Annotated in this window: 11 protein-coding genes; 3 read left to right on the top strand and 8 right to left on the bottom strand. The window is 37.8% G+C overall.

Annotated elements, in window-relative coordinates; all coding sequences use genetic code 11:
• The first annotated feature begins 171 nt into the window (after positions 1 to 171).
• Positions 172 to 1,242, top strand: a complete 1,071-nt coding sequence (locus ACFOUY_RS08285; RefSeq protein ID WP_378960032.1) for an SDR family oxidoreductase — start codon at positions 172 to 174, stop codon at positions 1,240 to 1,242.
• A 424-nt stretch (positions 1,243 to 1,666) separates the two neighbouring features.
• On the top strand, positions 1,667 to 2,173 hold the full coding sequence (locus ACFOUY_RS08280; protein ID WP_378960031.1) for an RNA polymerase sigma factor: 507 nt from the start codon (positions 1,667 to 1,669) through the stop codon (positions 2,171 to 2,173).
• 116 nt (positions 2,174 to 2,289) lie between these two features.
• Here ACFOUY_RS08280 and ACFOUY_RS08275 read toward each other — a convergent pair whose 3' ends face one another.
• The 4 genes from ACFOUY_RS08275 to ACFOUY_RS08260 form a co-directional block, all read right to left on the bottom strand.
• Positions 2,290 to 3,363 (bottom strand): PAS domain-containing sensor histidine kinase, encoded by a 1,074-nt coding sequence (locus ACFOUY_RS08275; protein ID WP_378960030.1) that lies wholly within the window; start codon positions 3,361 to 3,363, stop codon positions 2,290 to 2,292.
• Between the two features lie 34 nt (positions 3,364 to 3,397).
• Entirely contained in the window at positions 3,398 to 4,045 is a 648-nt protein-coding gene (locus ACFOUY_RS08270) for a response regulator (protein WP_378960029.1), read from the bottom strand.
• Positions 4,046 to 4,228: 183 nt separating this feature from the next.
• The gene (locus ACFOUY_RS08265) at positions 4,229 to 5,167 is read right to left on the bottom strand and encodes a manganese catalase family protein (protein ID WP_378960027.1); all 939 of its coding nucleotides are present in this window, start codon (positions 5,165 to 5,167) and stop codon (positions 4,229 to 4,231) included.
• 417 nt (positions 5,168 to 5,584) lie between these two features.
• Positions 5,585 to 6,208: a hypothetical protein gene (locus ACFOUY_RS08260; protein ID WP_378960025.1), complete on the bottom strand. Its 624-nt coding sequence runs from the start codon at positions 6,206 to 6,208 to the stop codon at positions 5,585 to 5,587.
• A gap of 198 nt (positions 6,209 to 6,406) precedes the next feature.
• Here ACFOUY_RS08260 and ACFOUY_RS08255 point away from each other — a divergent pair, with 198 nt between their 5' ends.
• A complete protein-coding gene (locus ACFOUY_RS08255; protein ID WP_378960024.1) occupies positions 6,407 to 6,979 on the top strand; it encodes a YciE/YciF ferroxidase family protein in 573 nt (190 codons plus the stop codon).
• A gap of 103 nt (positions 6,980 to 7,082) precedes the next feature.
• Here ACFOUY_RS08255 and ACFOUY_RS08250 read toward each other — a convergent pair whose 3' ends face one another.
• From ACFOUY_RS08250 to ACFOUY_RS08235, 4 genes are all read right to left on the bottom strand, one after another.
• Positions 7,083 to 8,159 carry a phytase gene (locus tag ACFOUY_RS08250; RefSeq protein ID WP_378960023.1) on the bottom strand — a complete coding sequence of 359 codons (1,077 nt, stop codon included), beginning with the start codon at positions 8,157 to 8,159 and terminating at the stop codon, positions 7,083 to 7,085.
• A gap of 2 nt (positions 8,160 to 8,161) precedes the next feature.
• Complete coding sequence (locus tag ACFOUY_RS08245; RefSeq protein ID WP_378960022.1) at positions 8,162 to 9,424, bottom strand: right-handed parallel beta-helix repeat-containing protein; 1,263 nt, start codon at positions 9,422 to 9,424, stop codon at positions 8,162 to 8,164.
• Positions 9,425 to 9,448: 24 nt separating this feature from the next.
• On the bottom strand, positions 9,449 to 12,226 hold the full coding sequence (locus ACFOUY_RS08240; RefSeq protein WP_378960021.1) for a TonB-dependent receptor: 2,778 nt from the start codon (positions 12,224 to 12,226) through the stop codon (positions 9,449 to 9,451).
• Positions 12,227 to 12,487: 261 nt separating this feature from the next.
• Positions 12,488 to 14,089 carry a tetratricopeptide repeat protein gene (locus tag ACFOUY_RS08235; protein ID WP_378960020.1) on the bottom strand — a complete coding sequence of 534 codons (1,602 nt, stop codon included), beginning with the start codon at positions 14,087 to 14,089 and terminating at the stop codon, positions 12,488 to 12,490.
• Positions 14,090 to 14,159 lie beyond the last annotated feature (70 nt).

The following is a 14,159-nucleotide window of genomic DNA, read 5'->3' as shown; positions in this document are numbered from 1 at the left end:
ATTTTTCAGAAGTAACTTGCCTAAGGTGTTTGCCAATAACTTAATCCAGATCAAGTGCATTATTTGACTCAAGTCATTTGCTAACCCCTAAGCCCTTGGTATTTTTGTAAAAAAAATGTAATCACTCACTATAATGCCAATAAAGTTTGGCTGATTAGAATTAAATATATTATGATGGATAAAATAGCACTAATAGTTGGAGCCAGCGGTATCATAGGAAGTAACCTGGCCGAAAAACTAATCTCTTCTGGATGGGAAACCTACGGGCTAGCCAGAACACCAAATACCGAAAATAGTGGGCTTAAGCCAATTTCGGCTGACCTTTTGGATATCGAAAGCCTTAAACTGGCTTTGGCAGCGGTTAAACCAACCCATGTTTACATTACCGCCTGGATGCGCAATGATACCGAGAAAGAAAACATTCGGGTAAATGGATTGATGGTTCGGAATATACTGGATGTGCTGTCTGAAAAAGGCTCTGTTGAACACGTTGCACTGGTAACTGGATTGAAACATTATTTAGGGCCATTTGAGGCCTACGCAAAAGCCGGTTTTTTGCCGGAAACGCCATTAAGAGAAGAGCATCCGAGATTGGATCTGGAAAACTTTTACTATGCGCAGGAAGATGAGGTATATGCTGCGGCTAAGCGGGATGGTTTTACCTGGAGCATTCATCGCCCACATACTGTAATTGGCAAAGTGACAGGAAACGCCATGAACATGGGAACTACCCTAGCTGTTTACGCAACTATCTGCAAAGAGAAGGCCCGTCCTTTTATCTGGCCTGGTTCATCGGCACAATGGAATGGTCTGTCGGATGTTACCGATGCGAGGTTACTTGCAGATCATTTAATTTGGGCATCTACTACCGATGCTGCACGTAATGAAGCTTTCAATGTAGTTAATGGAGATGTATTTCGTTGGAGTAGGCTATGGAAACGCCTAGCAACCTATTTCGACATCGTTGCTACAGGATATGATGGACAAATTCATTCACTTGAAAAAGAAATGGCCAATGATGTAGAAATCTGGCGTGAAATTGCAGAAAAACATCGGTTAAAAGAGCATGATCTGAGTCGGGTGGCTACAGCCTGGCATACGGATTTAGATCTTGGGCGGCCGATAGAGGTAATGACCAATATGTCGAAAAGTCGAAAACTTGGATTCCTGGTTTATCAGGATACTGAAGAAACATTTTACGAACTTTTTGAGCAGCTGAAGACCGCTAAAATAATCCCTTAGTACTAATTAGCGTTTTTAAATTACTGGTTGCTCTAATTATTAGGTTGAGGGGCTCGTGAATAGAATGATAATCTTCAAAGCCAATATCATTTAATGATTATGCACCTGTACCTCAGTAAAAAAGGGATTTCAATGAAATCCGCAGGTACTCTTTTTCATTCAGATATTCATTTAAACCAGCATAAACGGGCTACTGTTTGTGCTGATCTAAAAATACTTATTGTGGACAAGCCTTCAATATTCCAAAGGCCATCTGGAAACAAAAAAATCTGGGATTGAAAGTTACTGTTGCTTCAGGCAAACATCAATTTAGGTAGAAATACCCGCTATGTGAGATCTACCTGAGAGAAGTTAGTCGGGCAAAATTTTGAGGCGTAGTGGTATATGATTTGTTTTAAATGACTAACATTCTAAAACAAAATTTATGACACAGAAAGAATTTAGCGAGACCATTAATTTCCATTCGTCATCACTCCGATTGCATGCACTCAATTTCACCAAGGATCCCGAAGATGCAAATGACCTTTTGCAAGATACCCTTTTGAAAGCCACCAGGTTTGTTTCTAAGTTTGAGGATGGCACAAATATAAAGGGATGGCTTTTTGTGATCATGAGGAACACCTTTATTAACAATTATAGAAAGTGTTTAAAAACACGTGAGCACATTACTCAAGAGGAAGAAATCACATACGCTAATCTCTTTCACAGTGCTGAAACAAATGGATCTGTAGGGAATTTTGCAATTCAGGACATTAAGCGGGCCCTGGATCTTCTGCCTGAAAAATACTCTTCGTCATTCATCCGTTATTTTGAGGGATATAAATACCATGAGATTGCTGACCAAATGCAAATTCCGTTGGGTACGGTTAAAACTTATATACATGAGGCCAGACTGTTACTGAAAAAACACCTAAAACAATACCGTTCATAAACATAAAAAGAGGAAAGCTGTCCTAAAATTGCTTTCCTCTTTATACGCTAACGATATAAGAAATCTGTTTACAAAGGGGAAAACTACCTATTTTTGCAGGTAATATACCTGAAATACTATTTTTTTGGCAGTTCTATAAAAAAGGTAGTACCCAACCCCTCTTCGCTAATAAACCAGACTCTTCCGTTATGCAGATCAACAATATCCTTAATAATATTGAGCCCAAGTCCACCTGATTCTTCGCCTTCAAGGCCTTTTCTCAATACTTCCCGGCTATGTTTAAAAAGATTATTTCTAATTTCTTTAGGAATTCCTATACCATCATCACTTACAGAAATCATCACTTTGCTTCTACGTTCCTCTGCATAAACATGAATGTTTCCGCCAATACCGGTAAATTTGATGGAATTGGAAACCAGATTATTGATTACCTGTAGAAACTTCATACTATCCATGGAAAGAAAGATTTTATCTTGCGAACTGGAGAAATGAAAATTTCTAATTTCCCTTAAATGAGACCTCACATAAAATCTTACTACATCTTTCAGCTCCCAAACTATATCTGTTCGTTCTTTTTTTATGGCAACCACAGAAGATTTCAAAAATTCATGATTGACCATACTGCGCACTAATTTCAGATTGCGTTCGCACATCTCAATAATAAACTTTAGCGCACTCCTCAAATCCTTTTCTTCGGTTTTCTTGAGATTGCTTTCCAATGAGGAAGCTGCCATACGTATCATACCCAGGGGTTCTTTTAAGTCATGGGAAAGCACCTCTAATGTGATATTTTTCCGGGCGTTTATCTGCTCGATATGAATTTTGTTATGTCGTGAAACAGTGATATCTTCAATGATGGCGTAAATGTAACGAGCATCTGGCGAAACGGTTAAAGAGCTTTTCAGGTATTTTTCTCCATCCTTTAACAACAAACGGAAAACATACTTCTTTGCTCCACGATCTTCAAGAAGTTCTTGATAAAAAGATTTAACATGTTCCCTGTCTTCAGGGTGAATTTGACCCATTAATAATTCTGAGGCACTTTGTATTTCACTTACTTCAAGTCCGAAAACGCTGAATAATCCAGGGTTGGCATATTTCAATAACGATTCGGAAATATCATATACGAGATAACCATCAGATGAAACACTTCCCATTTGGCAAAAAATCTGATTTTCTATCGTCAACATTTTTAAATATTTTGAAATTTCCCGAAATTAAAGATCAGTTGATAATTCCTTTAGCGAAGGCAAAACGCATAAGTACTGCGGTATTCTTAGCTCCTGTTTTATCGATAAGGTTTTGGCGATGCCCCTCAACGGTTCGTCGCGAAATAAACAGCTTATCTGCCATTTCCGCATTGGTAAGACCTTCCCCGATGAGTTGCATTATTTCGATTTCTCTGGATGAAAATTCCAGACCATTAAATTCTGTTTGGGGTAATTTATTTGAGTTCAGCACGCCATCAACAATCTTAGTTGACAATGCTGCACATATGTAACGCTCTCCAAGAGTAACCCGTGATAGGGCAAAAAACAATTCTTCAGCATCCACAGATTTGGTTAGGAAGCCTTTAGCCCCTGCCCTTATTGCATCGAACAGATGGCTCTCATCTTCAAGCATTGACATGATAAGAACTGGAATACGGTATTCCTTATTGCTTAATTCCTTAATCAAGGCGATGCCATCTAAAATGGGCATTCCAATATCAGAAACAATTAAGTCGGCGTCTAATCCATCCTCGAGCGCATTAAGTACTTCCAAACCGTTGCTGGCGTCAAAAACAATCTTATACTCGTTCGTGGATTCCAGCAACATTTTAAGTCCATACCTGATAACCTTGTGATCTTCTGCTAAAATGATATTTTTCATTATTTGTTAGGCGTGATCAGGACAAGGCTTTTAGTCTTGTCATAATAGTCAGGCCATGAGAATAACAATGATTATTCCATAAGGTTTTAATAAAACATTCAATTTATAATACGGAGCTATTAATTGTAATTTATACTGAAGAGATCAGTAGTGTGATTCTGATCTCTTCGGTATGTAAGCTTTTTATAAATCACTGTATTCACTCCACTGTGCAATACCCTGCTGTTCTGCTGCCTCTACTTCTGCACGTTTTGCTTCGCTTAGCTCCATATTTATCTTATCAGTCTTCTCAAGTTCTTCTGCTTTACGGTCAGGGAGATCAGTTAGTCCCTCTGTTTCTCTAATAAAGGTTGAAGGATCGTTAATCAGTTCCCATTCTTTCCCCATTCCAGGCATTTCTCCAGTGTTCCATGGCCCTTTAAAAGAATTTTCGGGAGATAGATTGAAATATTGCTGTGTAAATCTCGGATCTGCCTGTAATACTCCCGGAGGGAAGTTGGGTTGGATTGTATCTAATGCGGCTTCAAACATTTTATAATGTGCAACCTCCCTTGTCATTAGAAATGAAAGTGTTTCTTTTACATAAGGATCATCAGTAAATTTCATCAGGTGCTCGTATACTAATTTCGCCCGCGATTCTGAGGCCAGATTAGATCGTAAATCTACCGTCAAATCTCCATTTGAATGAATATAAGAGGCGCACCATGGTATTCCCTGGCTGTTTGCAAGCCTGGGGCCACCGCTACTTAGCATCACAAAGTGTGGGTTAGCAGTTAATGCGTCATGTATAATATTTTCTTTGGCAGCCTTACCGTCCAGAACCTGCATGATTTCTGAAGCATCTGCAGCATCCTTTAATTCTCCATTTATTCCTTTTAAGAGCATTTGAATTGTTGCACCAACTATCTCCAGGTGAGAAAATTCTTCGGTAGCGATGTCCATAAGCAAATCGTACTTATCTGGATGTGGTTGCTTGGCGCCAAATGCCTGGGTGAAATACTGCATTGCTGCTGCCAGTTCACCGTTCTCTCCACCGAACTGTTCTAAAAGAATATTAGCAAAAACTGGGTCTGGCCTTGAAACCCTTGCGTTAAATTGAAGGTCTTTTGAATGATGAAACATAAGTTTTGTTTTTTAGTTGTTTAAGAAACCGAATTCGGATTCTACACTAACCACATTAAATTTTGCCTTTTGGTTTGAAGTAAACCCAGAACGGGTAGTAGCGTTACCAAACAGGTATTAAACTCGGGTCACTACCTGTTTGAATGCATACCCTTATTGGCCAAAGCACAAATTAGTTTAAGCTTTATTCAATTTCTGTAAGTCAGTATACGGGGTATGTTAAACAACCAATCATGGAATCGCTTACCGGGTTGCCTCTTTGGCAATTAAAATGATTAGGGTGTTTATATTCGAGTAGAAATAGAAAATTTAGGCCGAAGGAATGATGATTTTTTACAAAAGAAAAGGAATTCAACTAATAGGAATATCTAATCAAAGATTTAGAATAGTATTAGGCTAAACGCTTGCCAAAACATTCTACTCCTTTAAATCAATGGCGCTTAATATTCCGGAAACTAAAAGATGCCATTGAATAAAGGACATCCCTATGCCACTTCCTCCATTTACTAAAATATTCCTGGCCTTATCAAGCAAACCATCAACTTCCATGTTTGGTACTTCATTGCGCCCATGCACCTCTATGCTGAGCACATCTCCTCTTCTAAAAACCATAAATGTGGAAGTAGACCTATCGGTAAAAAAATGAGAGACTTTACCATCAATTACACCTGGCATACTGCTCGGCCTAGCTACAAATAGTGTAAAATCGATATCCGAATCTTCATCAGTAAATACTTCCATATGTTCTACAAATACCCAATCAAAGCCTTTTCCTGTTGATGTTCCCGGGCCTGGTATATCAATCTGAATATAATCGCCCTCGTGCACCGCCCTGTTTAATTGTATTCCATTTCTATCGCAAAGCATAAAACTGCTGGCTTCAATAGTAGAGATGTTTTGCCATTCATTAACATCTAACAAATGCCTGGACGCCATTGCATAGGCCGCTTTAGCTTCCATAGCTGAAGGAAATATCTTCTCTTCTTCGGCATCAGTCTGTTGACCGATTTGCTGGCTGGGTATGAGTTCCTTCTTTTCCATGCTGATCTTTAAATAGAAAATCTTAATAGTATCGGAAATGTTTTACATTTTTTTAAATAATCTACAAATAGGTAATCGACTTTAAATGATATAAATACCTATAGCCATTTATAATATTACCTGTTTGTTCTTTTTTTTAAACCATTCCCAAGCAACAGAGTTCTAGAAGAAACAAAATCATTAATTAATAAAGACAACATGGCAAATACAACGACAGCAAAAACTTCTGCTAAAACAACAGAAAAGAAAACCATCAAAAAAACAAGTGGCAAAATTGAGTCATCAGAATTCCATGAGTTTTTTGTAGACGAATTGAAGGATATTTACTGGGCTGAAAAGCACTTGGCTAAAGCTCTTCCTAAAATGAAGAAAGCTGCAACCAGCCCGGAACTCGCAGCGGCATTTGAAAAACATACCCAAGAAACTCTAGAGCATATAAATACTTTGGAGCAGGTATTTGAACTTCTTGATGAAAAGCCTGCAGCAAAAAAATGCGATGCTATGGCAGGACTACTTGAAGAGGCAAATGGTATAATAGAGGACACTGATTCTGGTACAATGATTAGGGATGCGGGACTTATACTTGCTGCACAAAAAGTAGAGCATTACGAAATTGCAACCTACGGAACTTTAAAAGTTTTTGCAGATAGTTTGAACAGAACTGATGTAGCAGACTTATTAGGCCAAACAGTGGAAAATGAAAAGGCTACAGACGTAGCACTTACTAAAATTGCTATGGGCTCGGTAAATTCCGAGGCAGCAGCCGAATAGTATATTCTTGCAAGTATCCACCAAAGGCATTATGCAATTGGTGGATATAAGCTATACCCAGTTTTTTTTACCACTATATAAAGTTTGACTTTAAAATAAGTGGTTAAGGATTAATCTTTAATTTTTTACCTGCAATATCTTCCCACCGATAAAAATGAAAGGTTTTATCATTGCTCATTGCAACGAGTAAACCATGCTTAAAATCTGAATTCAAAGGCACCGAAACCACATCTATTCCATCGGTCTGATTGGCCTTGTATTTTATCGTAGCCACCAACGGATGCTGATTTAGAGTACCTTTCTTGCCCGTTCGGCTGTAAACTTTCAATTGTTTTGCACCTTGATCAGAAACGAGAATATATCCCTTATTTCCTGCAGTTTTATAAATGGCGATGCCTTCGTTATCTACAGAAAAATCTCCTTGTCCAAATAAAGAAAGTTCCTTATTACCTTTGGTTGGATCGGCATAATATTTTCGTACGCCAACTTGTTCATCGCAATAATAAACATAGCCCAATTCATTATCTACTGCTATTGCTTCTATTTCTTTTTTACCGCTGTATTTTCCGAATTTCCTCACTAATGCTGCTTTAACAATCCCACCACCGTCGTCTGATAATTGATATTGCCACAAATAGCTACCATCTTTAGGACCGGTTTTACGACCAACAATTGCATACATTTTTCCATTCGGGGCGGTATAAATAGATATCCCCATTAAATCTCTAAATTCTGGTGCTGTTTCTCCAACAAATACCGGAATTCCACCATTATCTACAGGCTTCATATCTGGCAGTGAATAAATTCTAAGCTTATGGGTGTACCGCTCTGTAGTTACTGCGATATCCGTTTTTTTGCCACCCAGCATTAATCCATAAGCAATATCAACATTATCTGGCCTCTGGAGGCCCTTAACAATTTTTGAGGGTATAATTTTTCCTTGAAGATCAAAAACATATAAGCCGCCATTAACATCCTTATCGGTACCAATAACTAAAGATTTTGAAGGGTCAGCGGGGTTAATCCAAATTGCAGGATCATCGGTATCAAAACCAACCGGATCGGAAACATGAATAGGCTTTACCTCGGTGCTATCGTATTTTTGTGCAATGCCATTGCAGGAAAAGCAAAGGCTTAAGATTAAAATACCGGCAATCTTTTTTATATTTTTATTTTTCATTATTAAATTTTAGTGCCATAAGCGCCTACAAAAGTAGCTGGCGCAGGAGAAGTGTAAGTTATGCCATTCTTCATTACAATTCCTGCAGAATGATGGCGGTTAAAGTTGGTTATACCCTTGCCTAAAGCAGGTGAGTTTCCTTGTAAATGAAAATCCCAGGAAGTATTAAAATCAGCATTGCCTACAGCCGTATTTACAGGATAATTTACAAACTTAGGATCATTAGCACCAGCAACTGTGCTAATTACATCGTTCTTTCGTCCAATAACATCATTTGTACCAGGTTGAAACTGATTTACGGTGAGCTGATCGTATCCGTAATACCAGTTATTGCTATAAGCAGAACGGCTGTCTTCAGGTTTTTTTGGATCTCGCTTAATCCCGAAACGTGTATTGGCGAAAAGGTTATTGTATAAATCCGCACGTACTGTACTTTCCAACCAAACCGAACCACCCTTTGCTGTAGGTCTTCTCCAACCTGTATTTACCATTGTATTATTGTAAGCAATTATATACGCCTGTGGTGTTTTATCGCCGGTGTTTGATAATTTCAAAGCATTTGTGTTTGTGCTGTATATTAAATTGTAAGCTACATCAGCCAAACAACCAGATTTAAAGTTCATGGCTTCGCCACCAGTTACGCCAGTGGTGTAAAATACATTATTGGCAAAGATAATTTTTCCACCTTCTATATATGTACAATCTTCTTGAAGGTTTCTGAATATCGAATTTTGTACCACAAGTTTACCTTTAGCATTAGCGAACCAAAGTGCCGGGAGGTTTTCTCCTGCAACTGCTTTATAAAGCCCCATCTTGACCGAAGTTGATGCATCTGAGGTAGTTGAACCGGCATATTCAATAACCGCATGATCCAATACCAACTCTTCGCAGGTTGGACCAGCCAAAATGCCTCCCCAAAGTTTGCCAAACTTTTTCTGTGCGGTTTTATAAAACTCATTTACGGTAAACTTAATCGGATTATCGGCGGTACCTAAGGCATATAAATTGCCTTTAACAATAATTTCTGGTTTTGCCAAGGTATCCATCAATACCGTAACGCCCTCTTCGATGGTAAGCGTTTTGCCTTCCGGAATTACAATGTCGCCTTTAATGACCTGAGTACTTCCCTTAGTCCAAACACCTGAAACTTCCCCAATTGCTGAACCTTGAACTATAGTGGTGTCTACATCAACATTAGCCTTTTCGCATCCTGCCAACGCCATTAGCGTTACCATCAATAATTTTAAAATCTGATTCGATTTCATGATTTTTTTTATTTTAAATTTCAATTAGTTAAACTTATATCTTAAGCCAATCAGATAATTCTGACCATAGTAATCACTTCTAACCAAGGTATTTCCATCCTCTACCAATTGCTCATTGATTTTATTATTTTCGGGATTGGTACCTTTTATGAATAATTTGGCAGGCGTATTTAAAATATTATTTGCCTTTATAAAAATGCTGATGCCGCCCTTAAATCTTTTCTCTGCTGAGGCATCCATCTGGATGAAACCCTCCTGCCACAAATCATTATTTAAGAATTGAGAAACGGTATTAATGCGTGGGCCTGTATAAGCACCGGCTACCTGCACATCCCAGCCTTTTTTGGTGTCTTTAAACAATAAGGATATGTTTGCAATATGCTCCGATTGGCCATAAAGTGGTCTCTTCTGCTCTACTGAAACTGCTTGTATATCACCAGTTAGCGGATTAATTACCCTTGTTGTTTTTGGCGTAGTAATACTGGAGTGGGTGTAGGTATAGTTTGCCTTGATCCCTATTTTGCTGAAATATTTAATATAATCAACCTCTGCACCGTAGTTATTAGCTGTACCGAAGTTTCCTGGTGTATAATAAATATCCTGTCCACGGGTTGCATCTGCCTGAAAAGTATATTCAATCGGGTCTTTAATCCTTTTATAAAACGCACCTACTAATAGTTGCTCAGAAGCTCCAGGAAATAGTTCGTAGCGTAAATCGAAGTTATCTGCTAAGGCACGTTTTAAATTTGGATTGCCTCGTTCCTGAAATTCTTCATTTACCACCTTGCCTGGAACAATTTCATAGAAACCAGGACGGTTAAGTGCTTTATAATAGGAGGCATGTAATTGCGCCTTATCACTTAAAAAATATTTTGCTGTTAAACTTGGCAACACATCGGTGTAAACCTGCTGCCCATTTGGAAATGTTTCTCCGGCGGGAAAAAGTAAATTGTAACTTTGAATGGTATGCTCTACCCTGGCACCTCCAATAAGCTCTAGTTTAGCTGAAATGTATTTAAACATACCGTAGCCAGCGCTTATTTTCTCTGATGCATCGTATGTTAACGAATTGGCTACAGCACCAGTAGGGTTGCTTACCACTAAATTTAAGTCAGTATAATTCTGATAATCTACGCCATAAATCTTATTTGCATCACTAGCTGAAGGCGCAAGATTGTAGTTGTTAAAGAAACTGCTTCGCTGTTTATCTCGGTATAATCCACCAGCTAAAACATCGAGCTTATTTTCACCAAAAGTAAAACGGTAGGTCAGATCTAGGTATCCTGCCAAATCCTCATCTGTATTGCGTTCCCATCTACGGGTAACAGGATTGGTATTTACCAGGCTCAAGCGTCTGCTTTGAAAATTTTGCTCAATACCATTTAAGCTGATGCTGGTATTTTCCGGTACATCATTTTTAGCCGAGGAGTAAACCGCCGACCACTGCAGCTTTAACTTCTCATCAAAAAATTTATGGTCGCCATGCAAAGTACTGTTGTAAATTTGCTGTTCGGTTAAACGGCTGCGGGTATTGTAAACCAATTCGGCATTGCCTAAAGTTGGGTTATAAACACCATTATAAGTAGTTGTTACGGCATCTCTAAGTTGTTCATTTTTTAAGTTTACATAAACATTGTAAAGACTTAACTGATGATTTCTATTAAATACATAATCCACTTTTCCGTGTAAGCCCGTACGTTGTTGTTGTTCAGAAAATGCTCTATAACTTTTGTTTGTAATGACTGAATAGGCATCGGTTCCATTTACAGCGGTGTTGTAAAAAGTACTATTGCTTCCACGATAGGTATTTTGATAACTTCCTGCTAAAACAACTCCTAGCTTATTATCTAAAAACCTTTGGCTTAATGATAAACTACCAATTAAATTTGGTGCCGGATTTTTAAATTTGTAATCCAGTGTTCCTTTGGTAAAATCGTTTTGCGTTGCATTATAGTTTTTACCGTTTACCTCGTATGGCGATTTATGTTGAATATCCGAAGAATTAAAGCTGGTAAACTTTCTATCGATAAAAAGCCGGCTATAACCCGAAGAGAGGTTAGCATCTAACTGAAATTTACCAGGTGCATTTTTCATCACCATATTGATTCCGCCTCCAATTGCATCTCCCTCGAAATTAGGTGTAAGGGTTTTATAAACTTCGAGCCGGTCCAATAAATCCGAAGGAAAAAGATCCAGCGGTACATAGCGGTATTTATTATCCGGACTGGGAATCTTCACCCCATTTACTAAAGTATAATTATAGCGTTTATCCATACCTCTAAGTATGGCGTATTGTCCATCTCCATTACTGTTTCGCTCAATGGAAACCCCGGAAATGCGTTGCATTACATTGGCAACCGTCAAATCCGGCGAAATCTCAATTGCTTTGCCCGATACGATGTTCATGATTTGGGTCGCATTTTTTTCTAATCTGCGGGCACCCTGATCTGTTGAACTTACAGCATTTGATTTGATGGTAACATCATCAAGGCTTTTAGAATCACTTTCCATATAAAACTTTAAGTGTTCGTTATCCTCTTTTTCAATTGTGAATGTTTTGGTAATCGTTTTGTAAGTAATATAGCTTACACTAATTTTTGCTGAACCAGCAGACAATCCTTTAAACTCAAAGGTTCCATCAAGGCCAGTATTAGTTACCCGTCTTGGATTTTCCAATATTACGGTAGCACCAACAATAGCCTCTCCGGTTTGCTTATCGTAAACGTGCCCTTTTATTTTTGTTGCGTTGGCTGTGCCCGCACAAAAAATGAGAAAAAACAGAATTTGTAAAAGTTTATTCATTTCGTTTGGTAATGTCTTTATGTTATCGACACAGCAAAGGTGTAAACGGTGGATGATAGTCGGAAATTTTCAGGGTTACATAAAGGCAACACCGTTACAAAAGGCATATATAAAAAAGCAACAAAAAATTATAAAATACTGACTTATAGTATTTTAGTTTTACATAAAAACGCCGTTATGCTTTTATTACCGTTACATTAACAAATTGTTAAGTAGTAAAAAAGACTAAAAAATATGATTTTTAGGCTTTTGATGTAACGCTTAAAGAGATTGAATAAAAGCAGATAAATTATCGCCTTGTGCTAAATTTAGCTTCTTTCTTAACCGATATCTTGACACTCTTAAACTGTCAGTTGATATGCCAAGTAAAGTTGCAATGTCGCCAGAATCAAGATTCATTTTGAGCAGCGCTATTAAACGCATATCAGCAGAAGTAAGTTCGTTGCTAAATTTTTTAAGTTTTTCAAGAAAGTGGTGGTGGACTTGCTCAAAGGCCAGGGTAAATTCTTTCCAGTTTCGCTCGTGGTTAAAACTTTGATTAATCTCTGTAAGAATTTGATTCATTTGTTTTTTCTGATCACGCTTATCATCCTTTACCATAGCTTGTAGGGTATTGCGGAGATTTTCAAGAAACTGATTGTTTTTAATCAGGTTTAAGGTATGCGTAGAGAGTTCGCGGCTTTTAACTTCTAGTTGTTGCTTTAGGTTTTGCTCTTCAAGCTGCAGGTTCTTAAGTTCTAAACTGGTTAGCTCATATTCAATTTCCTTTTGCTTAGCCAGCAATTGCTGATCTTTTAACTTAAAACGTTGTCTGCTAAAAATAGCGAAACCTAAAACAACCGTTAACAAAACAACAATAGTAGCCGAAAACGCAATAATCCGATTTACCTTTCTGTCGTTCTGCAAGCGGCTAATTTCATCCGACTTTTTATTAATATCGTAAAGTACCTGCAAAAATGCAACTTGCCTTGCACCATCTTCAGAGTACAGATCGATGGTATATTTATAACCTAATTTAACATAATAATAAGCACTATCCATTTGATTTAGAAGTTCGTAGGTTTTCCCTAAATCCCTGCAGCAAGATGCCAGTTGATATATATTTCCATGCTTACCGGCAAGTTTCATGGCAGTTTGCGTTTCGGCAATACTTTCTCTATACCTGCCCGTCTTTCGCAAGATATCACCTAGATTGTTAATCACCTCAATACTGCCAATCTCATTGTGTGCTTTTTGAAATAAGGATAATGATTTTTTAAAATGCTGAGCTGCCAAATCATATTTTTCTAAATCTTCATATATGCTTCCTAAATTTTCATAAATTTTAGCCGTTGCACTTACATCGCTTGTTTTTTCATTTGCTTTTAAAGCCAAGTTCTGGTAATAAAATGCGCTATCATATTGCTGCCGTTTTTCATAAAGCTGACCAATATGGCCAAAAACCGTCGACTGCCCTTTTAGCTCATCTTGCTTTCTGTAAATATTTAGAGCCAGGCTATAATTCTTCATCGCCTTATCCGGCTTTTTAATGTAGTAGTAGAGTACGCCAATATCGCATAGGTTAGCTGCAAGCGATAAAGGTTTATTGTTATCGAGAAAAATTTTGTCCGCTTTTAAAAAAAAATCCAAAGCTTGTCTAAAGTGCCCCTGATGATAGCACACCTTACCCATTTGCTGCAAACATTTACCTTCTAAAAAGATATCGTTATGCTCTATTGCTCTTGCATAGATTTTTTTAAGTTCAACAAGCGATTCTATTGGCTTTTTAATTTGCTCCCCCGAAAAAACCTGCAATTCCCTATCTTGAGCATAGCTGCTAAGAGATATCAAAAGAAAAAAAACTAACTGAAAAAATTTTTTCATGCTGAATATTATTATCCAGCAAAGAAAACCTGTATGCGTTAAGTTAATGTTAAGACATGAAATAAAGAGA

Origin of the sequence: Pedobacter jamesrossensis, assembly GCF_042650905.1 — a bacterium.
GTDB lineage: Bacteria > Bacteroidota > Bacteroidia > Sphingobacteriales > Sphingobacteriaceae > Pedobacter > Pedobacter jamesrossensis.
Note: the sequence above shows the minus strand (reverse complement) of the source record. Positions and strands in the feature narration are given on the sequence as shown.

Excerpts from the sequence above, each read along its gene's own strand:
- ACFOUY_RS08285 (WP_378960032.1), top strand. The coding sequence starts at position 172 with ATGATGGATAAAATAGCACTAATAGTTGGAGCCAGCGGTATCATAGGA.
- ACFOUY_RS08280 (WP_378960031.1), top strand. The coding sequence starts at position 1,667 with ATGACACAGAAAGAATTTAGCGAGACCATTAATTTCCATTCGTCATCA.
- ACFOUY_RS08275 (WP_378960030.1), bottom strand. The coding sequence starts at position 3,363 with ATGTTGACGATAGAAAATCAGATTTTTTGCCAAATGGGAAGTGTTTCA.
- ACFOUY_RS08270 (WP_378960029.1), bottom strand. The coding sequence starts at position 4,045 with ATGAAAAATATCATTTTAGCAGAAGATCACAAGGTTATCAGGTATGGA.
- ACFOUY_RS08265 (WP_378960027.1), bottom strand. The coding sequence starts at position 5,167 with ATGTTTCATCATTCAAAAGACCTTCAATTTAACGCAAGGGTTTCAAGG.
- ACFOUY_RS08260 (WP_378960025.1), bottom strand. The coding sequence starts at position 6,208 with ATGGAAAAGAAGGAACTCATACCCAGCCAGCAAATCGGTCAACAGACT.
- ACFOUY_RS08255 (WP_378960024.1), top strand. The coding sequence starts at position 6,407 with ATGGCAAATACAACGACAGCAAAAACTTCTGCTAAAACAACAGAAAAG.
- ACFOUY_RS08250 (WP_378960023.1), bottom strand. The coding sequence starts at position 8,159 with ATGAAAAATAAAAATATAAAAAAGATTGCCGGTATTTTAATCTTAAGC.
- ACFOUY_RS08245 (WP_378960022.1), bottom strand. The coding sequence starts at position 9,424 with ATGAAATCGAATCAGATTTTAAAATTATTGATGGTAACGCTAATGGCG.
- ACFOUY_RS08240 (WP_378960021.1), bottom strand. The coding sequence starts at position 12,226 with ATGAATAAACTTTTACAAATTCTGTTTTTTCTCATTTTTTGTGCGGGC.
- ACFOUY_RS08235 (WP_378960020.1), bottom strand. The coding sequence starts at position 14,089 with ATGAAAAAATTTTTTCAGTTAGTTTTTTTTCTTTTGATATCTCTTAGC.